17 protein-coding genes and 1 pseudogene are annotated in these 20,270 nt (G+C 40.0%); 13 read left to right on the forward strand and 5 right to left on the reverse strand.

Features of this window, described 5'->3' with window-relative positions; genetic code table 11:
* Window positions 1-73: 73 nt before the first annotated feature.
* Window positions 74-1,624 carry a stage V sporulation protein B gene (spoVB, locus tag AC1DLI_RS27010; RefSeq protein ID WP_477607667.1) on the reverse strand — a complete coding sequence of 517 codons (1,551 nt, stop codon included), beginning with the start codon at window positions 1,622-1,624 and terminating at the stop codon, window positions 74-76.
* 222 nt (window positions 1,625-1,846) lie between these two features.
* On the opposite strand from spoVB, the gene AC1DLI_RS27015 reads away from it, so the two are divergent.
* The 8 genes from AC1DLI_RS27015 to AC1DLI_RS27050 all read left to right on the forward strand — a co-directional run bounded on the left by AC1DLI_RS27015 (window position 1,847) and on the right by AC1DLI_RS27050 (window position 8,198).
* Entirely contained in the window at window positions 1,847-2,032 is a 186-nt protein-coding gene (locus AC1DLI_RS27015) for a hypothetical protein (RefSeq protein WP_477607669.1), read from the forward strand.
* 397 nt (window positions 2,033-2,429) lie between these two features.
* Window positions 2,430-3,491: a DUF2332 domain-containing protein gene (locus AC1DLI_RS27020; RefSeq protein WP_477607671.1), complete on the forward strand. Its 1,062-nt coding sequence runs from the start codon at window positions 2,430-2,432 to the stop codon at window positions 3,489-3,491.
* Window positions 3,492-3,739: 248 nt separating this feature from the next.
* Window positions 3,740-4,159, forward strand: a complete 420-nt coding sequence (locus AC1DLI_RS27025) for an N-acetyltransferase family protein (RefSeq protein WP_477607699.1) — start codon at window positions 3,740-3,742, stop codon at window positions 4,157-4,159.
* A gap of 446 nt (window positions 4,160-4,605) precedes the next feature.
* A complete protein-coding gene (locus tag AC1DLI_RS27030) occupies window positions 4,606-5,040 on the forward strand; it encodes a DUF6526 family protein (RefSeq protein WP_477607673.1) in 435 nt (144 codons plus the stop codon).
* 185 nt (window positions 5,041-5,225) lie between these two features.
* Window positions 5,226-5,909 carry a hypothetical protein gene (locus AC1DLI_RS27035; RefSeq protein ID WP_477607675.1) on the forward strand — a complete coding sequence of 228 codons (684 nt, stop codon included), beginning with the start codon at window positions 5,226-5,228 and terminating at the stop codon, window positions 5,907-5,909.
* Between the two features lie 385 nt (window positions 5,910-6,294).
* Complete coding sequence (locus tag AC1DLI_RS27040) at window positions 6,295-6,450, forward strand: hypothetical protein (protein WP_477607677.1); 156 nt, start codon at window positions 6,295-6,297, stop codon at window positions 6,448-6,450.
* A gap of 111 nt (window positions 6,451-6,561) precedes the next feature.
* Entirely contained in the window at window positions 6,562-7,089 is a 528-nt protein-coding gene (locus tag AC1DLI_RS27045; protein WP_477607701.1) for an AAA family ATPase, read from the forward strand.
* Window positions 7,090-7,511: 422 nt separating this feature from the next.
* A complete protein-coding gene (locus tag AC1DLI_RS27050) occupies window positions 7,512-8,198 on the forward strand; it encodes a hypothetical protein (RefSeq protein ID WP_477607679.1) in 687 nt (228 codons plus the stop codon).
* A gap of 240 nt (window positions 8,199-8,438) precedes the next feature.
* Here the strand turns inward: AC1DLI_RS27050 and AC1DLI_RS27055 are convergent, their stop codons facing one another.
* Window positions 8,439-8,684 carry a hypothetical protein gene (locus AC1DLI_RS27055; RefSeq protein ID WP_477607681.1) on the reverse strand — a complete coding sequence of 82 codons (246 nt, stop codon included), beginning with the start codon at window positions 8,682-8,684 and terminating at the stop codon, window positions 8,439-8,441.
* A 455-nt stretch (window positions 8,685-9,139) separates the two neighbouring features.
* Here AC1DLI_RS27055 and AC1DLI_RS27060 point away from each other — a divergent pair, with 455 nt between their 5' ends.
* The 4 genes and pseudogenes from AC1DLI_RS27060 (at window position 9,140) to AC1DLI_RS27075 (ending at window position 14,569) form a co-directional block, all read left to right on the forward strand.
* Window positions 9,140-9,712 carry a helix-turn-helix domain-containing protein gene (locus AC1DLI_RS27060; protein ID WP_477607702.1) on the forward strand — a complete coding sequence of 191 codons (573 nt, stop codon included), beginning with the start codon at window positions 9,140-9,142 and terminating at the stop codon, window positions 9,710-9,712.
* A 783-nt stretch (window positions 9,713-10,495) separates the two neighbouring features.
* A pseudogene (locus AC1DLI_RS27065) lies at window positions 10,496-11,702 on the forward strand (MFS transporter).
* Between the two features lie 121 nt (window positions 11,703-11,823).
* Window positions 11,824-13,284: an Msr family ABC-F type ribosomal protection protein gene (locus AC1DLI_RS27070; protein ID WP_477607683.1), complete on the forward strand. Its 1,461-nt coding sequence runs from the start codon at window positions 11,824-11,826 to the stop codon at window positions 13,282-13,284.
* Between the two features lie 709 nt (window positions 13,285-13,993).
* Window positions 13,994-14,569: a DJ-1/PfpI family protein gene (locus AC1DLI_RS27075; protein ID WP_477607685.1), complete on the forward strand. Its 576-nt coding sequence runs from the start codon at window positions 13,994-13,996 to the stop codon at window positions 14,567-14,569.
* Window positions 14,570-15,383: 814 nt separating this feature from the next.
* Here the strand turns inward: AC1DLI_RS27075 and AC1DLI_RS27080 are convergent.
* The 3 genes from AC1DLI_RS27080 to AC1DLI_RS27090 are packed head-to-tail and all read right to left on the reverse strand — an operon-like array spanning window position 15,384 to window position 19,038.
* Window positions 15,384-16,496 (reverse strand): GerAB/ArcD/ProY family transporter, encoded by a 1,113-nt coding sequence (locus tag AC1DLI_RS27080; RefSeq protein ID WP_477607687.1) that lies wholly within the window; start codon window positions 16,494-16,496, stop codon window positions 15,384-15,386.
* Complete coding sequence (locus AC1DLI_RS27085; protein WP_477607689.1) at window positions 16,496-17,557, reverse strand: Ger(x)C family spore germination protein; 1,062 nt, start codon at window positions 17,555-17,557, stop codon at window positions 16,496-16,498. Before AC1DLI_RS27085 ends, AC1DLI_RS27080 begins: the two co-directional genes overlap by 1 nt.
* A gap of 26 nt (window positions 17,558-17,583) precedes the next feature.
* Window positions 17,584-19,038: a spore germination protein gene (locus tag AC1DLI_RS27090; RefSeq protein WP_477607691.1), complete on the reverse strand. Its 1,455-nt coding sequence runs from the start codon at window positions 19,036-19,038 to the stop codon at window positions 17,584-17,586.
* 728 nt (window positions 19,039-19,766) lie between these two features.
* Between AC1DLI_RS27090 and AC1DLI_RS27095 the strand changes: the two genes are divergently transcribed.
* On the forward strand, window positions 19,767-19,970 hold the full coding sequence (locus AC1DLI_RS27095) for a hypothetical protein (protein WP_477607693.1): 204 nt from the start codon (window positions 19,767-19,769) through the stop codon (window positions 19,968-19,970).
* Window positions 19,971-20,270: the final 300 nt, after the last annotated feature.

Here is a 20,270-nt window from a genome sequence, read left to right on the forward strand (position 1 = left end):
ATATTTTTGAAACTGCAAATTGATTCAAAACGTGTCGTGTTAGTCGTTAATGAAGAATAAAAACAATAATTATTTACCATGGAATTGAAAACCTATGGAGTGTACTTTTCCAATTCAAGGTACCCGTCAATACGAGTGTAATGAAATAGATGAGCAAGGACCAGACAATTGAACCTATTACGCTCCATAACAGCGGTAGCCCTTGGACGGTAAGATAGTCATATGTCCAGTGCCCGCATATCGCCATCAGCATCATACAGATCCCAACCTTGATATAAGGACGAATACTCCAGTAAAATCCGATCGAGCCTGAGATCGAAAAGAAGTTTAACAGTGTTTGCATTACAATTCCGATGCCGATGCCGTACGCGATGCCGATAATGCCGAATTGGCTGCCAAACACGAAGATCGAGACAGCTTTGAAAATCGTTGCTGCCACGTAGTTCCACAGTGTAGCTTTCGCTCGGCCGAGACCGAGCAGAATCGCGTGCAGCGGTGCGTCGAAATAATGCAAAAAAAACAACGGCGCCAATATTTTGAGTAGCATTCCTGCTTCCGGTGCGTTGTATACAAGCGTCGTAAGTGGAGTTGCCCACTCGAATAGGATGACGGTCGCCGGCGCGCCGATCAGAAGTCCCAAGATTAGCGCCTGATTCATCCTCTCATGCATAAGCAGACTGTTCTTGTTCGCCGCTGCCTCGCCAATCGCAGGAATGAGAGCGGTGGACAAGGACTGCGTAATAAAGCTTGGCATGAACAGCAGTGGAAACACATAGCCGGCCAGCAGGCCGAATTGCTTCGTGGCTAACACTGTGCCGATGCCGGCCAGCGCCAGGCTGGATGTAATGAGAAGCGGTTGGAAGGTGCTGTATAACGAATGAATAACGCCGTGCCCGGTCGTCGGCAGACCGATCTGAAGCAGCTCTCCGAGTGTGCTTCTTCCTTGCTTCATGTGGCTCGACCATGTCTCGCCCGGCATCTTCGATTCGCCGTACAGTTTGTAGCTTGCCACCAGAAATAAGAGGCTGATCGCTTCGCTGACGACTGATGCAGCCATTGCGCCTGCAGCCGCATACGCGATGCCGAAAGGCAGCAATAGGTTTACCAATGCAAGGACACAGGCGATTTGCACTGTATGCTCGAGCACATCGGAGGTGGCGATGGTCTTCATCTGCTGCATGCCGCGGAAGTATCCTTTTAACACCGCGGAGACAGCGACAATCGGCGCGATCGGCGTAATCGCGAGCATTGCATAATAGGCGCGTTGATCGCTCAGCAGGATGGATGCGATCCATTCGGATCCTAGTAGTGAAATGATCGTAAGCGCTATGCTCAAGATGCCGGTGACGGCTAGCGACACGTGCAGGATACGCCTTACTTTCAATCGTTCGCCTCGGGCGTGGGCCTCTGCGACCAGCTTTGAAATTGCCACTGGCAATCCAAGCTCCGTAATCGTAATGACGAGAGGGACGAGCGGATGCGCCATCATCAATAAGCCGATTCCCTCCGCGCCCAGTACACGCGCAATATACATGCCGCTGATAAAGCCGAGAATGCGGTTGATGAAAGCAGCGACAGACAAGACTATCGTTCCTCTCATGAACGATTGCCCGTGTTGCATCATGGCTTGTTTCCTCCTGTTTATATAATACTTAAATATGTATTCAACATTTTGGAAAAGCATGCGAACGAGCTGGTGTTAGACTTATTTATGAACAAGCAATGTTATGCAACGGCGCAGCTTCGAAGCCTTGTCACTTCATTACATGCGCGCGGAATGAACCCCGGGGTTCGCCCCCTGTAGGTTTCACCATTAAAACAGAAAACTACATCCGATGGCATGGACTTGGGTGATGTTGCTCTCTTTTTGATAATTGAAAAGCTGAAAAAAGACTTAGACGGTGAGCTGCCAAAATCACCCGAGGAAGCCATTGCGTTACAGAACAGTAGATCACCAGGTGGTCGTGAAATTCCGCTGTATGACGTTGACGGTGAAACCGTAATTGGTGTGTTTCATATTGGAGGAAAGTAATGTGGTAATGATAGTTGAACAAACAAGGAGTAGAACAAACACTAAAATTATTGATATCATTTGCAAGTATCCTTCCCGTTACCTTAACAAAGAATTGAGCAACTGCCGTAGCAAACTGCTCTTTGTATGTTCAACTTTCCTTACCCATTAGCTTAAATAATCATGCACATTTAAAATTAACTTTTATTTAAAAGTATCAGTCGTTTAGCAAAATAATTCTTTTCAACTATTCTTTTCACTAAACCATATTTATTTGTTTCGATAAGTTTATCGTTTTCTATTGACAGGATAGTTATGGGGTTATCTGTTATTGTGGAAAGGGAGCAGTTACCATAGCAATGATAAAGGATTGCTATCGATGAGATAGAAAATTCAAAACATTGTTTACCGGCGGTTCATGGTAACATACCACTATCTGGAAAGGGTGGTGGCTGTGTTGGATATCGATGCGTTATCGGAACGTTTTAGGATTTTTGCAGAAAGGGAATGCAAAAACTCGAGCAGCCTTTATGAGCATCTTGCAGGAAACATTGCAAATGACCTGGACTTGCTTAGACTGGCAGCACATTCGAAACCAGGACAACCTGTACCTAACCTCTTATTTGGGGCGGTTCATTATTTGCTTTTGAGTTGTAGAGAGCATAAGTTGACCACATATTATTCCAGCATTGTAGACAAACCAATGGAAGCTTCAGAAGCAATAAATTATTTCAAGGATTTTTGTATGCAGAATGAATATGAAATCATTCAGCTTTTAGAAAACAAACTTGTCCAAACAAACGAAGTCAGACGATGCGCATATTTGTACCCCAGCTTTTGTCATATTTATAAAATAGCAAAGAAGCCGTTAACCCTGATAGAAATAGGAACAAGCGCAGGTCTGCAACTCTTGTGGGACAAATACAGCTACTCCTACAAATCCAACCAAAAGTACGGATCTAAACAATCCACTTTAGAAATAAGTGCGGAAATTAAAGGAGATAGATTCCCATTATTGTTTGAGCATAGTCCACCTGTCATGCGTAGAATCGGTTTGGATTTACACGTAAATAACCTAAATGATCCTGAAGATTACCTTTGGCTAAAAGCATTGATTTGGCCTGAACATAAGGAGCGTAATTCTTATTTTGAAAAAGCTGCTCATTGCCTTAAAAGCCAGCCATTAGAGTTAATTGAGGGAGAGGGAATATCCATTCTCCCAGAAATAATCCCATCCGTATCTCACGATTCAACAATATGTGTTTTTCATACCCATGTGGCCAACCAGATACCGGCCGATGCGAAGAAGAAATTGAGTGAGCAAATTCAACTCATGGGTAGAGAACGGGAAGTATTTCATCTCTATAACAATATGTGGGACCTAGACCTTCATCTTGATTACTACATAAATGGGAATGAACACAGTGAAACACTGGCAGAAACAGACGGACACGGCCGTTGGTTTAAGTGGTTATTATGATTCGCCATTGAATTAACGGTAACGATAGTTAAACAATCAAGGAGCAGTTTGCTACGGCAGTTGCTCCATTTCTTTGTTAAGCTAAAGGGCAGTTATCTTCATTGAATTCGTATGGTAACATATGGGTAATGTGTTCATTCTGGAGGATGGGGGGCTGAGCTATTAAGGTAAGAGGAGCGTGCATAGAAGACGCAGAAAAAATCACAATTGTTCATGTCGATAGTTGGAAAACCACTTATAAAGGCATCATATCAGAGTCGTACTTATCCAGTCTCTCCGTTGAGAAGAGGACGAAGAATTGGTTATGGACATTTGAAAATCTAAACGAACACGAAAAAATATTCGTTGCAGAAGACAGTGAAGGTAATATTATTGGATTTTCTAATGGTGGAAAAAGTCGGAGTGACGAATTTAAACATGACGGTGAGCTTTATGCAATTTATCTACTAAGGGACTACCAGAGATTAGGGATAGGAAAAATGCTCTTTAATTCAGTTGTTGAGTCACTAAAAGATAATGGCTATTCATCAATGATGTTGTGGGTTCTCAGAGACAATCCATCGGTTACATTTTACAAATTACAAGGCGGTCAAACTTTTGGGCAGAAGTCTATTTCAATAGGTGGTCATAGTTTAGTTGAATTAGCTATCGGATGGGATAGCATATAACCAGTTTGCTGTTGAGCTAACGGGTAACGATAGTTGAACAAATATGGAGCAGTAGCTACGGCAGCTGCTTCTTTCTTCGTTAAGCTTACGGGACAAGATAGTGCAATGACAACATGCTACCGAATTCGGCAGCATGTTCAGCTAACTGGCAGCAAAGCTTAACAGCATAGGGGTTCTCTAAAATAGCAATAAAATAGGAAATCGTTACTGTTATAATGTCTTTGAAAGTGAAATATCTTACTATAGTACAGAGAACTTTTGGGTATTAAGGATGGAATTTTTGAGATAAGTATTTGAAATGGAAAGATGCGAGAGCACCAAGGCCACGGCTGTGCGGAAATGCGAATAAGTCTTGAGATTCTTTCTGAACCCATCAATAGTATAGGCGTTGAAGTGATGGGCTTGAGCATGCTCAACAACTATGGGAAATATAAGGAGGTTTTGGGATGGATAACGAAAAAAGGAGCGGATTTCGGCGACTGGACTGGTCCTATCACTATGTTGCGGCGCCGCTGGCGATTGTTGTTCTCGTACTCTCGGCCATCGAGCTGTTCGGAGGTCTAGGCCAGGGGGAGCTATTGCGCCTGGACTGGCTGCTTTTCATTCTAGCGGTATGTCTCGTCTTCGCTGTTGCGCTCATCCGTATATACGCAACAAAGACACAGGACCGCATCATCCGGATGGAGGAGAACTTCCGACATTACCAGCTGACCGGGCGAACGTTGGACCCGAGGATTACGATATCCCAGATTATCGCCTTGCGTTACGCGGCTGATGATAAATTTCCGGCTCTATGCGACCGAGCTGCGATCGAGCGAATGAGCCCTATAGCTATCCGTTCGGCGATTGAGGATTGGCGCCCCGACACGATGCGGATTTAATAATATACAACAGGTACGAAAGTATCCATAGAACCCATTTATTTTACTTTTGTTAAGCTAATGAAAACGATAGTTGAACACCGAAAGGGCTGCCGCGAGGCAGCCCTTCGTTACGCTAACGGGCAGGATAACTAAACTATGTTCCCGAATTTATTATTAATAATCGATAGAATTGAGGGTTAGGAATGCCCATCCTAAAAGAGTTTGATTTAGACATCCCCTATACAAATGAAGCTGGAACACCTGAGGATTATGAAGCATCTTGGAAACACAAACGAGTTCAATTTCGGGATCAAATCCGATGTATCGCTTCTTTATATGAAAGATCTTTTGAAAAATTCAAAACACCTGATTCATGGAAAGTATTGATTGAATGTGTGGATGAAATCATTGATCCGGGAGTCAAAGACTATACAGGTGTTTGTACTGTTCAAGTTCAATTTCATGTAGATTCATTCTTCACTATGAATGATCAAGAAAAAAAAGATACAACATTTAAATTATTGAGAAGAGGAATTGATAAGCTTATTTCTGAAAAATGTTGGGATTCAGCTCCATTCGAACAAGCATTTGAAAAAGTAAAAAGAGCTGAATTCAAAAATGAATGGTATTGGAAAAAGCCTATTATAAGCCCTGATAGAAAACTAAAAGCAAGTATATATGTTATTCATGAAGTAGCGGTTGTAAAAGCTTACTTAATTGTTAGTAATAAAAAAAATGTGGAGATACTCCGCTCAGAGGTTTTTAGGGATCGACCGAATGAATGGGCCTATGCGCGGTACCTTGGTGAAATATTATGGTCATCTCCAAATGAGGTTGCTCTCTTTAATAAAAATAAAGAGATTGTTAGCAAAGTAACTATATATTAAGGGCACTAATTAGTCTAACAGGAAACGTTAGCTCCATAAACACTAGACGAGGCTGCCGGCATAAAACGGCAGCCTCGTTGAACAAACGGGCAGGTTAACGCAACAAATGTCTATCCATTCGCGTCTGTAAATTTACTTGGAAATAATTGGGGTAAGGGGTAGCGATTATGTGAAACTTACTGTTTGTGCTTATTGTTATCGTATTTGTATCCGGTTGTACGCAGAGTCTTACTAAAGATACTGCAACAAATAATGTTTTGGACAATGCAACTAAATGCGGAGAGAATTTGGAAACAATTAATAAAGTTATGGAAGCAAATAAAACTGAAGATGACTTTATTATTAAATTCCAACAAAACTGTGAACCGAAGGAGAAGGACCAGAAATGCGTTCAACTTTTACTTATGCTGTAACTGCCGCTGAAATAAAATTAATTGGCGAGAATGATTCAACTAACGGGCAGTTTAGCGTGGAAATGACCAAATCAAAACATGAAAAGATGTCACATAAAAATTGCACTATTTTGGATAAGAACAAATGAAATACAATGTTCTAGGAAGGCTATTAAAAATTCGTGAATATAATGTTAGGTGAGATCAATCAAAGCTTATTAAAGACAAAATATTACCAGAGGAGTGATCACGTGATTATCATGATAAATGGGGCTTTTGGTTCTGGTAAGACCTCCACAGCCCAAATGCTACAACCATTAGTTGCGAATAGCATGATATTTGATCCTGAAGAAATTGGACTTATGATTAGAAAGATAATACCTGAGGAAGTAATGAACATCCATGAACAAACTGATGATTTCCAGGACATGGAACTTTGGAAAATCTTGACCGTAAGGGTGGCAGGAGAGGTAAAGAAGAAGTATAAAAAACACTTAATTGTGCCCATGACCATATATAAAGAGGAAAACTTCAATTACATTTACAATGGATTTAAAGAATTAGATGAGGAACTCTTTCATTTTTGTTTAATAGCTTCAGAGGACACCATTTACAATAGATTAGTCAAGCGTGGTGACACAGTAGGAGGATGGTCATTCCAACGGACAGCTAAATGTATCGAAGCTTTTAGGAAGGATATTTATCAAGAGCATTTAATTACAGATCAATTAAAGACAACTGAAATTGTAGACATTATTTTAAAGAGAGTAAACAACAATTTTGAATGAAATTCGTCGAAGTGACTGACTTCAACTAGCATTATATTCACGCGGCAGGCTGACTGTCGTCCTCCCTTGGTCCGCCCGAGGAATTTCGGGATTCAACTAACGGGGAACGATATTTCAATAACATCGTGGAGGCTGCTGGCAATGGATCTGGCAACCTTCTTTGCACTAACGGAATAGCAAAACAAAAAAACAGGCCGAACGTAGGCAAGGATTCGGTCAACAAAAAGGACTAATCATCCGTCTGAATTGCAAAGAACGCGAAAGGAGTTGCTTTCATGAAACTTTCACTTATGAGGCTAATACTTCTTAGTTTACTGGCACTGTCAATCACGGGCTGCGGTACACAGCTTGAAAAGAGCAGCAACGGTAAGAATACCCCTTCTAATTCAAGTGGCTCTGGGAGTAACTCAGGAGCAGGAGAAGTGGACCTTAATATAGTAGGGACTGGTACGATCAATCCGATGATGGCTCCCGGCGAGGTTCGTAGTTTCCTTGAAGAGAATCATATCGCAAATGGCGATATATATTTGAAAGAAGGTAAAGTTTATATCAATATTGTAGGGTTGAACGATGAAACAAGCCGTTTGCTTGCGGATCAATTTAAGGTCGGTACTTATAAAACAGTCAATGTCACACATTCGATTCAGGAATTGGAAGCTGCACAGCAGAAGCTGACAGATCATGATCTTTACAGCAAACTAAATTTGTACGGCTCCTCGCTCGATGTAATAAAGAACAGAATCATCATTACGATGCCTGATACAAGTGAGGCCCAGGCTAAGCCTGAAATTGAAAAGCTCGTAAACCCTGACTTGCTAGACTATGACATTCAAAAAGCGAGCGAAAAACCAGAATATAACGGAACTATAGTAAAGATCGACTCTCTAAATCATCGGGTTCTTATATTGGTAGATGGGGAAAAGGAGCCGAGTATATATTTCAGCTTTAACGAGAAGTCGGAAATGTTTAATACAATCGGTTCACCAATAACCTTTGATGATCTTGAAGAACAGCAGAAGGTGCGCTTATGGGCAGCTGGAGATATTGCAACATCCATGCCAGCTTACGCGATGTCCCGAAGACTGGAACTCGTCGTCCAGAAAGAGTAGTTTTGTGACACAGGCTGCCGGCAAATTGGCATCCTTGTTGAGCTAACGGGTACTATAGCTTAACAATAACTAGGACGAGAATGCCGGAATGAAACGGCAGTCTCGTTGAGTTAACGGGCAGTTATACATAGTATTGTTGATTTTGATAAAAGTAAAAGGACCATAATAACTTGGTCCTTTCTGTTTGCTTGTTCAATTATAGTCATCGTTAATGTAAAAACATAAACTTATATATCGTTTTTATGAACAACGATTTACAGCTTTTTCGATATCATTGTTTTTAATTAGTACATTTTTTTTATCATCGACTTGATATACAATTTCTTCGTCATCCAAACATTTGAATAGAGATTCCCTCAATTCATCATTCATATTTTCGTTTTTTGCCCATACAGAAAAATCATGTCGTTCAGTATTTTGATTATTACACCCAGTAAGTAAAATTAATAACATTATACTCACCATAATACGTCTGTTTATTATCAAATAATCTCTCCTAACTATTTCTTATTGTATTTATTGTATTTGCAGGCATTGGTTTAGCGATGAATTCACTTTATTGAAACGTTCTTAGTACTCGATAAGTTTCAAATGTCAAATAGTCAGGGTTTAGGATGTCAACTTGCAAACAAAATAATTGATGTAAAATGAAAATGAAGTATTATATGAGAAAATAAAGTTTTAGACTGACGATGCGTCATTAAGCTAACGGGCAGGTTAGCGCAATTGTCTTATGAAGTTAACGTCTCCCATTAACGTAACAGTCTGCGAAGATGTTTAATCCACCTAGGTTCATATGCCTCACTTATTCCTTACACTGCTTAACTAGTACCGGAATTCGGTGTCGCGTTTTGGCAACTCAAGCATCACTTGATAGTCAATCATGTAAGTAATATATACACTAATAGTATTCTGATAAAGAGGTGATAATTGTGTTTGATATGTCAAAAGTAGGTCGGAATATTGCTGATTTTAGGAAACGATCTGGGATGTCTCAAATGAGTCTGGCTGACCGACTTAGCATCAGTTACCAAGCAGTGAGTAATTGGGAAAGAGGCGCCACGATGCCTGATATTTCTAAACTTCCTCAACTAGCGCATATTTTTGACGTTAGCATCGATGAGATACTTGATGAAAGTAAGGGAACACAACTGCTGAAAAACTTTCTGAATCATACAACCCAGAATTATTTACAGAACCAAGAGGTATCGCTCAAAGACATTTCTGAAATTGCACCTCTGCTCGGTGTAGAACAAGTTCAAGAGATAATAGAACACGCAGAGGCCAATATGAACATAGGCAATCTAATGTTTGTAGCTCCTTATGTCAGCGAGGAATTCATGAATCAGCTCGTAAAACAGGTTGTTGTAATAGAAAGCATTGGAGCAGCGGAAATGTTGGCAATTGCTCCTTATATAAGCCAGGATATGTTAGATGAATGTGCAACGAAACTATTTCAATTGGGAGGTAACGGCGCTGCTGAACTGGCAGCTATCGCCCCATACATGAGTTAGGATGTAATAGACGTTTGCTCACAAAAACTTTTTAGTGCGGGAAATGGTGGTGCAGCCGAACTGCTGGCGATCTCCTCATTTATGAGTAAGTCTGCCATTGACGCATGTGCTAAAGAAATTATTGAACGAGAAGGTAAAGGGAAACTTGTTTTTATGGCCTCGGTCATGAGCGAGAATGCAATCGACGAGTACGAAAAATGAGTATGTTAGAAGAACACTAAAAAACAGAAATAGCAGCCAGTAATGAATTGCATCCCGTTTGTTAGTCGTGTTTAACGATTGGAATGCATTACACATTAAATCGGCTGCTGTTTTTGTTGAAGTAAAGGGCCAAATATGTTAGAGAAAACTTGGAAGACTTTCTTTGTTTCTTTAAGCTAACGGGTAACGATAGTTGAACACCGAAAGGGCTGTCATATGGTAGCCCTTCATTACGCTAACGGGCAGGATAACACAAAAATGAGAAATTGACAGTTAGAGCAGTCAAGGTTATTATTGACTGTATAAATTATGAGGAGGCTCGTTATCTATGTTACATTCCATGCGTTTAAGATAAGTTGGCAATAAAAAAGCGGATTTTTTCCACAAATGTGGGCTTTTTTTGAGCTGCTTATTTTTACGTATGTAGACATAGATCGCGATTTGGATAGCTTTTTTGCTATGCCTTGTATCGCCATGTTCTCTCACGTGATAAATGCAGATCTAAGCCCGCATTATGGACTTGGATCTGTATTTTTTATTGCCTAAAACAATCAGACAATAAAAAATACGGGGAGAATGAACATGATACAAAAAAATTGGAAGCGAAGTTTCTTTACAATATGGGCAGGTCAGGCGGTTTCACTGATTACCAGCTCTGTCCTGCAAATGGCGATTATTTGGTATCTAACCGACACCATAGGATCTGCATTGGTGCTCTCGATGGCATCAATGGTAGGTTTTTTACCTCAAGCCATTTTGGGAACCATGATTGGCGTATTGGTTGATCGTTGGAATCGAAAACTGGTTATGATCGGTGCAGACCTTATTATTGCAGCCGCTGCTGCTGTCTTAGCAGTGGTCGCACTCACAATCGACCTGCCGATATGGGTCGTGATGATTGTTTTATTTATCCGTAGTATCGGAACAGCATTTCACACACCCGCTTTGAGTGCAGTAACACCTTTGTTAGTGCCAGAGGATCAACTGACGAAGTGCGCTGGTTACAGCCAATCGGTACAGTCGGTAAGCTATATTCTAAGCCCTGCAATTGGAGCTTTTGTATATGCAACATGGGAACTAAATGCAATTATTGCCATAGATGTATGCGTTGATCGCATGTATCACCGTGGGGATGGTTGCTATTCCTAAGCAAATGACACAAGGTGAAAGTGTTAACAGCAACTTTTTCGAAGAAGCAAGAGAAGGCTATCGTACACTTAAAGAATCGAAAGGATTATTTGCATTACTTTGGATTGGTGCACTTTATGTATTTGTCTTTATGCCAATCAATGCGTTGTTCCCTTTAATGAGTATGAGCTATTTCGGAGGAACGGCAACCTATGCTTCTATTGTTGAAATTTTCTTTGCCGTTGGAATGTTGGTAGGCGGCTTGTTGCTTGGTGTTTGGGGCGGATTCAAAAAACGTGCACTGAGCATTATTTTTTCCATTTCTCTGATGGGAATTACTTTATTCATTTCCGGCTTGCTGCCGATAAATGGCTTCCTTATCTTTGTTCTGTGCAGTGCCTTGATGGGCTTTTCAAGCCCATTTTATAGCGGTGTACAGATGGCTCTCATTCAAGAAAAAATTCAACCTGAGTATTTAGGGCGGGTATTTGGCCTGTTGGGCAGCATTACGTCCTTCGCCATGCCGATCGGTTTAATTATATCCGGTATTTTTGCCGATCAAATTGGAATTAATATGTGGTTTATGTTATCAGGGGTTTGCATCATAGGAATTGCAATTCTATGCGTATTGCTTCCCTCTATCCGAAATTTAGATAAATAAAACGAAAAGGAGCTAATACTATGCGATGTATGCATTGGTACTTCTTTATATAATCCTCACTTCTTAAATCGCAGGCTATCCTGCGAACAGAAAACTGCGATTTCTGAAGGAGGCTATTATAATGTTATTGATAAAAGCAAAAGGCATTCATGTGGAATATATGGGGCGCGATGTCTTAGATATTGATGATTTGGAGCTGTATGATTATGATCGCATCGGTCTGGTCGGTGCGAATGGAGCAGGAAAGAGCACATTGTTAAAAGTATTGCTGGGCGAATCTCCTTTACTGCATGGCAAAATCATCCGGGAAGGTAATTTCACTTATATCCCACAGTTGGATGATATGGTCGTACAAGAGGTAAAGGATTACGCTTTAATGGGCAAGCTGGGAATCGACAATTTAAAAGTAGAGCATATGAGCGGTGGTCAAGAAACACGTCTGAAAATAGCACAGGCTCTGTCAGGAGAGGCACATGGTATCTTTGCCGATGAACCGACATGTCACCTAGATCGTAATGGCATTAACTTTTTGATTAACCAGCTTAAATACTATTCTGGCGCTTTGCTCATCATAAGTCATGACCGCTATTTCCTTGATCAAGTCGTCGATAAGATTTGGGAGTTGAAAGAGGGGAAGATTACCGAGTATTGGGGCGGATATTCCGAATACTTGGCCCAAAAGGAAGAAGAACGGCAAAGCCAGGCTGCACAATATAAGCAGTTTACAGCTGAACGAGACCGGCTTGAGAAAGCAATCACTGAAAAACAGAATCAGGCTCGGAAGATTGATCAAAAGGAAAAGGGAGCTTCAAGAAAAAACAGCTCTGAAAGCGGCGGACGTCTCGGTCATCAAAAAACGGTTGGCAGCAAACAGAAGAAGCTCCATAATGCCTCTAAAAATATGGAGCATAGAATCGAAGCGCTTGGTGATGTAAAACCACCTGAATCGATTCGTTCAGTCCAGTTCCGACAGAACAAAGCCTTAGAACTACACAATCCATTTCCGATTACGGGGAAAGAGGTCTGCAAACAGTTAGGGGACAAGGTTATTTTAGAAAAAGCGTCTTTCCAATTTCCATTGGGCGCTAAGATAGCGGTAACTGGTGCAAATGGAACAGGTAAAACAACACTTTTCAAAATGATACTAGATCGAGAAGTCGGCATCTCCTTGTCTCCTAAGGCGGAAATCGGCTACTTTGCCCAAAACGGTTACAAGTATGAATGTAATCAAGGTGTTATGGAGTTCATGCTGGAAAACTGTGATTATCAGGTTTCGGAAATCCGTGCTGTCCTAGCATCTATGGGATTTTCACATCAGGATGTACGCAAAGAGTTATCTGTGTTAAGTGGTGGAGAAATGATTAAATTGCATCTTGCTAAATTGCTACTGGGACGATATAACATTTTACTAATGGATGAACCAAGCAATTTTCTTGATCTACCTGCGGTAGAAGCACTAGAAAATTTGATGAAGAACTATGCAGGTACAATCATTTTTATATCTCACGATTATCGCTTGTTGGAGAACGTGGCTGAAATGGTATTTGAAATTGAAGAAGGGAAAATCGTCCAGAAGGTTTAGCGATTTTTTTCCAGAATTCTTGTCTGATAAATGATAGAGCTTATTAAATTCTGTTACCGAATAGAGATGCTGCACTTTGAGCAGTATCTCTGTTTTTGTTTTCTCATGGATATGAGTTACTTGGCGTTAAGTTCAAGGCACGATTCATATCTTGAGCAGCGTTCAATTAATCATTAAGCTAACGGGCAGTAGAGCGTGGTGGAACGCTATTTATTATCGATCCCTGTTTGTGATACAGGTGACCGTAATAATGGAACTACCATAATTCTACACTTGAAGGGAAGTATTATTCTCATTGGTAACTGCTAGGAACTGGTAGGTATTTAATGAACCTTAGAGGTTAATTTGCTAAGGTTCGATTCATTTTTACTTCTAATCAGTCTTTGGGTATGCGCACACGAATTATACAATCCAGAGTTTAATTTATCCGTGCTGCCGCAAGTGCAGATTCTTTTTGATGCGATGAAGCCGTTATTACATTAATGGGCAATTATGTAGAGTATGATAATAAAATAAAATTACCAACATATAATGATAAAACGGATAATAATTTTAATTATGAGGGACTAAGTCGACTTGGAAACCGCAAGTAATAAAAAAATCATCAATGATCATCGTAAGATTTATCCTCAAGTTTACGCTCTAAAACCGGGAGTTATAAGTATTCTGCAAATTTGTATATATCAGGAGTTTTAAGGAGCTAATGTCGATGAAGATATCTATTATTTGCTTTGACGATTTTACGGATCTGGACATATTCCTACCTTGGGACTTGCTAAATAGGGTGAGATTGGTAGGTGGCATTGTTGATTGGGAAGTAAAGATTGTTGGAACAAAACCATCACATGTTTCGATGGCAGGTCTTAAAATACCTATGCATGGGATGATTGAAGAAGCAAATTCATCTGATGCAGTTCTATTTGGAAGTGGAAAAGGAGTTCAGCAATTGTTTCAGGACCTTACCTATCTTAGTCGATTTAAACTTTCAGCAGACAAGCAATTAATCGGTTCCATGTGCTCAGGAGCTTTGTTGTTAGGAGCCATGGGGTTCTTAACTGGTAAAAAGGCTACAACGTATCCGACTGCTGCAGATCAATTAACTTCATTTGGAGTGGAAGTGGTCAACGAGAGCTTTGTAAACAACGGTAACATCAGCACAGCAGCTGGATGTCTCGCTGGACAGGATCTATCATCTTGGGTCATCAAAACTTTAATAGGAACAGAAATGACCAATCGTGTCCTAGAAACGGTACAGCCTGTTGGTAAAGGGCTTAATATTTTTTAGCTACATAACCTTTTCCAGCTCTTTTAAAGTGGTAACCCTTGTTCAACTGTTCAACACCTAAAAAGGTTGCTGCAGCACATCCAACCTTTTGTTCTACTCTAGCATGGAACGAAAGCATCATGACAACGGGCTGCCGTCGGATCGGTGGCTTGTTGAGCTATTGGGCATAAGAGTGTGTCCTTAATTTGATATAAAGGATTTAATTAAACACTATGTTATCGATGACACTGCGCAAAAAGAAAAGCTGCTCCCTATTGCATTCGGACAACAACAAATTTAATTTGTTTTATCCGCTGCCAGCCACCTTACCTAACTTCGCTAGTTCAAGCATATCTTTAATTTGATTAGTAACGGACGTTGCAATAGCTGCTTTTGGGGGACGCTGATAAATTGAAGGAATCCGCTCTTGCGTTCGGTGATACCTACTTATTACAGCTTGCATTACTATCGTGGCGCGATACTATGTTTATTCCTTCGCAAGCCTCGTTCGGTCGGCTAAGTTAAATGTCCAAAGGCAGGACATCCACAAAGTAATGTGTTCAGATTGTATTGTAAGAGGCTGCCTTATGGGCAGTCTCTTACACGTCAAAAGAGTTTCAGCTCCACGTTAACAAAGGCAAGAATCAATGGGCTAACTTCATGGCAGTTTTTAATACACCCAGCGGATAGAGTCGCTTTTCAGGCCCAGGACAAGGGGCAGGGCATATTTTGAGCTTTGAGCCGTTCGATGAATCTGAAGTTAGATACCGCATGGACATTAATTACGACAAAGTAAAAACCAGTTCACATGGTTCAAGCTAGACTGGTTTTCTTATTATTCAGGTTGTATTGTCTTTGATTTTTTCTGTGAGATTTTACTGCGAATCAAATAAAGGATAAATAATAGTGGGATATACGCATAAATAAAATAAAACCCAATCTCAACAACATGTTTTCCTAACCAGTCAATCTTAACGCGATCGTTGAATGGAAGAGAGGCTAAGTAAATTGCAATAAGGATAAGGATTAGTGAGAATGTGGGTTTAAGATTCGTAACTCTTTTTATAATTCTTGTACAGCTCCAAATCGAGAGACAAAGCATAGGGATAATAATCAAAAGCCAGATGCATATGAAAATAAATTCAATTCTTGCAATAAGTGAAAACTCAATGACTTTGATCATGACCAAGGTTGGCCAGTAGGTATGCCTTATTAGCCCCTGACTAAAATACATGATGGTTACAAAAATGAGTACGGCGTACTTGAGTGTCATTAAAAATAAACTGAAATGAGCCCATTTTACATTTTTTTCGGGGGCTTTGATAAATGGAAAATAAATGAGTAAACTTTCGAATCCCATAAACAGGATGCCTGAGTTTTTAGAGGACGTGAACAAATCATTTATAGAATGATTAAACATAGGCAATACATTAATAAAGTGTCCATATTTAATATTGAAGTACAATAACAATGGCAGTAGAAAAGAGAAAATGACCCCAAAAAAACAATAGCCCGCTAATACACGAAATCCTCCAGAGACGATGTAATAGATGGTACAAATGAATAGTAAGGCAAGAATCCACGTTCTAAGGGTTGGAAACATCCAAACATGTATGATTTCGATGTAGCCGCGAAAGACAGTTAGAGTTAATATAAAATAGTATCCAACCATAACTAAGGAAACGGCACTCCCTAGGAATTTACCAAAAAGGATGCGATGTAAGTCGATTACATCTTTGGCTGGATTGCCAAGCATCTTAAATATCATCCAAATGATAACATGAAGGCTTAACCCCATTAAAAGAACGGAGATCCAAGCATCGTTGCCTGCAAATTCAAAAATAAAATGTTGAAAACTTAAGGCGCCAACCCCGACCAAAGAAGCATGGATGAGGAAAAATACAAAGAAACCGGAGATCAAGTAGTTTTCCTTTACCACGTTCTGCACTAATGCCCAACTCCCAATGATAATATTTTAACTTCTGTCTGAACATCAAATTTTATGTTTGGGTAAATTTGAGCAGTAAATTTTTGCTCATTCCAATCCCTTTGGCGAGAACTATGAAGATTACCTATTCCAATTGGATCGACAAGATTCTTTTGGAAATCTTCCAGCATGGCTTTAATTTCGGCTGTTAATTTATTTTCGATTTGTTTCTTTAAATCAAGCATATCGTTGTTGTTTTCAAAAACATTTAAGGTTGTTGGATACTCTCCGAGGTTAATATCTAGCTTAAGTGAAACTGAGGCTTTTTCATTTTCTACGATCATTTTTTGTTTCGAGTAAATAATTTTAAATTGAATTTGCTCGTCTTGATCATTCTTGAAGTTATATGTGCTTGATTGGATGTCGACATTATCATCTTTAAGGAGTTTAATAAATAAACCTTTTTCATTTGTTAGCAGAAGCTTTAATTTATCACCATGAAAAACACCTACACCATCCATTTGCAAAACATCTTTGGGGCCTTTAACCAAAATGGGCAAAAAAACATCTTGTCCTTTTCCAAAGTATTGATCAAGAAATATATGGCCATTTATGGAAGGTGTATTCCCGTTCTCCATATTTTGTTTGATCAGATTTGATAAATAAATGGGTGGATATTTTAAAGTTTCAGCTAAGATATCACTAGGCTGATCTGTTGTTATAACAAGCGTAGAACGATTACTAATAAGGGGATCTCGAACAATGGTGCTAGCAAGCCCTGAAATGCCTTTTCTTGCTAATTTTTCACTAATTACTAATGTCCGCAATTGACCGACTGCAATAGGGTGATCCGATTGCGAAGTGAAAGGTGTAAGTACCTCATTAAACGATTTAACTTCTCCATGAAGCAAAAACAATCCCGTAGTCTTTTCATATACACGATAAGTACCGCTAACCTTTAATGTATCTCCTTGCAAATCGCAGCCAATACTTTGTATGAGTTTAATCCGATCTACGATCTGTTCTTTTGCGCATCCGGATAATATGAAGCAAAAGAAAAGGAGAGTGACATATCTTTTCATTCATGTTAATTCCCTTACTTAGAAATTTATTCGTTATTGTATTCGTCACTAGTATCTTTTGACTTACTTACCTTATACCTTTTGAGTTTGAGAGGGCGCAAAAAACTAGGTCGATTAAAAGTAAGGCTTAACGAAGATCGAATAAAACTATCTTTGAAATTACGGAAACGAAATGGGTACAAAGGAACTAGGTAGGGAGTGCCTAAAGATTTTAATCTCAACAAATGGCCTAAAAGAATCACTAACCCAATCGTCATCCCTAACAACCCCCATGCTGCCGCTAAGAAAATTAATGGAAACCTTAGAAAACGGATCGTATTAGCCATTTTGAAACTTGGAGTGGCAAATGACGGGAGGGCAGAAAGTGAGACAAGGATAATTAAGATGTTGCTAGTGAGTGCGGCTTGTACGGCTGCTGTACCGAGTACAATACCGCCAACGATACCCAACGTTTGTCCGACTTTAGTAGGTAATCTGGCCCCAGCTTCGCGTAACATCTCGACAGTAAATTCCATAAGCAATACTTCAAGAAAAGGTGCGAAGGGAACATTTGTTCTGGWTTCGATGATCGGGCCTAGAAGCGACTCCGGTATGACGGAATAATGAAAGGTTAATACGGCTACATAGGAAGGAGTTGCAATAATAGAAAACATCACTCCCAAATACCTTAAGCACCTAAAGAAAGAACCCAAAATCCATGGCAGATAATAATCTTCTGGTGAGGCGAAAAAATCAAATAATGTGGTAGGTCCGGAAATGAAATAAGGAGACCCACCGCTTAATATGATCACTTGGCCGTTCATCAGATTAAATTTAGCCCTGTCTACGCGTTCCGAAGACATAAATAAAGGAAATGGTGAATTTGCTTTATCCGCTATGATCTGGTCAAGAATAGAACTATCAAATAACACGTCAATACCAGCATCTACTATTCTTTGTCTTACTGTATTTACATGCTGGGGGTTGCAAATACCATCCAAATATACAATCGTTACTCTTGTTTGTGAAGTTGAACCTACGATGTACTCCTCAAATCGTAAATTCTCAGAGATAAGCTCTTTTCGGAGTAAATTTAGATTGGTATCAATATCTTCGACAAAGCCGACTTTCGGGCCAATGACACTGTATTCGTTATCCGCTTCATTATTACTCCGGTACCCGCGTTTTAGATCCGCAATAGGGATTAAAAGCCCTTCATTCAAATCAGGTTCCAGCTGAACATAAATGAAGCCTTTAATCAAATTATGTGAAACCTCGTCCACATTGGATGATAACGTGATATTCTCTAGCGGAATCAAATTTTTTAACGCAAGAAGATGATTAATTTCTGCTTCTGAAATTTGAATCCGGTGCAATAATTCGTGGTGAATAAGTTGCTGGTCTACAATAGCTTTGCAATACGTAAAGTGAATCCGTTTACCATGGATAGTATGCACAGATTGCACCAAATCATTCGATTTGATGGTATCTTTCAAAACCATGTAAATATTTTCTGGAATTGGAAACACACCTCTCAGTAATAATTACACCTAAGTATGAGCCTGGACTTGGATTATTATACCCATTAAATCGCCGACGGACGAGCGAAGAAGGCTTTGACTTTCTGGGAATGCATCACAGCAAGACCAAAGCGTAGGTCATCTAATGATTTTTGCTGCGCTAGCATGAAAACATATTAAAGAAGGTTCATTTCCGCTGAAGTGAACAAATAGTTAATACGTAATAAGATGACAAAGTATCAATGATATGAATGTTGAGATTACCGTTAAGACTAATCCGAAGACCGGAATAGTGAAGTTATTTTTATTTCTGATTTAGAAATAATCATACATTGACAACATATATAGAAAATCAGATTAGCCGACGACTAGATCGGCTGCCTTAATTCAACTAATGGGCAGATTATTTCAGTAAATTTTGTGGCTATTAAGAAGGAGTATAATTTAGACTGGCACTAAATGAGAGTTGGGTGATATCAGCTGCTGAGGGATCCGTCGACGCAAGCGTCCTTACACGAATACCAATACGGTCACCCGCCGCAACTACTAACGATCCCCCAAGATTAATATTCGTTGCGGTTCGGAAAGTACCAGCTGTAATGATATTATTCGGAAATCCGAATCTAACCGAACTAGTTAAAGGAGTTGTCATGTAAGAGGAATTAAGTACAGAAACATCCGATGCGCCGGAATTTGGGAACAGCCTGTACATGTCTTCTTCCAATTTGGATATAACAATAGGTGCTTTGGTCGCAGGGTGGGTAATTTCTCATTTGGGGACCGAAAGATTAATGTTAAGCGGTATGTTGTTTGCATTGCTGGCGATTGTGACGATTCTCATTAAATTCTTTGTTGCACAGAGAGGAAAGGTAAAATATAACGTAAAGACGATGGAAGCTGAATTGGTCGAATGATTCAATACGAGGGGTATGGATTTTACCCAACATTTAAATGAATCAATCATTTGGAGCATAGCCCAATAGGGCCGACGAAAGCCGGATCCTTTGTTGCGTGCAATCACCCTAAAGGCARCCGATGTAGTCGTTTAGAAGAAGCCGAAATTACTATCGGGAACCAGTCTGGAGCAGTGAGATTCCCTATATAAAATGTTGGCTCGTGACCTATTATCACGGATTACATTAGCGTCAGGTGTAGATGACGGTATGAAATGAGAAAGAGCAGTCCGTATCGGACTGCTCAGGCTGTCGAGAAAG

It is taken from the genome of Paenibacillus sp. 01T443, from assembly GCF_056398325.1.

Excerpts from the sequence above, each read along its gene's own strand:
- AC1DLI_RS27095 (WP_477607693.1), top strand. The coding sequence starts at position 19,767 with ATGTCTTCTTCCAATTTGGATATAACAATAGGTGCTTTGGTCGCAGGG.
- AC1DLI_RS27085 (WP_477607689.1), bottom strand. The coding sequence starts at position 17,557 with ATGAAAAGATATGTCACTCTCCTTTTCTTTTGCTTCATATTATCCGGA.
- AC1DLI_RS27075 (WP_477607685.1), top strand. The coding sequence starts at position 13,994 with ATGAAGATATCTATTATTTGCTTTGACGATTTTACGGATCTGGACATA.
- spoVB (WP_477607667.1), bottom strand. The coding sequence starts at position 1,624 with ATGATGCAACACGGGCAATCGTTCATGAGAGGAACGATAGTCTTGTCT.
- AC1DLI_RS27020 (WP_477607671.1), top strand. The coding sequence starts at position 2,430 with ATGGTAACATACCACTATCTGGAAAGGGTGGTGGCTGTGTTGGATATC.
- AC1DLI_RS27060 (WP_477607702.1), top strand. The coding sequence starts at position 9,140 with ATGTCAAAAGTAGGTCGGAATATTGCTGATTTTAGGAAACGATCTGGG.
- AC1DLI_RS27070 (WP_477607683.1), top strand. The coding sequence starts at position 11,824 with ATGTTATTGATAAAAGCAAAAGGCATTCATGTGGAATATATGGGGCGC.
- AC1DLI_RS27040 (WP_477607677.1), top strand. The coding sequence starts at position 6,295 with ATGCGTTCAACTTTTACTTATGCTGTAACTGCCGCTGAAATAAAATTA.
- AC1DLI_RS27035 (WP_477607675.1), top strand. The coding sequence starts at position 5,226 with ATGCCCATCCTAAAAGAGTTTGATTTAGACATCCCCTATACAAATGAA.
- AC1DLI_RS27045 (WP_477607701.1), top strand. The coding sequence starts at position 6,562 with ATGATAAATGGGGCTTTTGGTTCTGGTAAGACCTCCACAGCCCAAATG.
- AC1DLI_RS27030 (WP_477607673.1), top strand. The coding sequence starts at position 4,606 with ATGGATAACGAAAAAAGGAGCGGATTTCGGCGACTGGACTGGTCCTAT.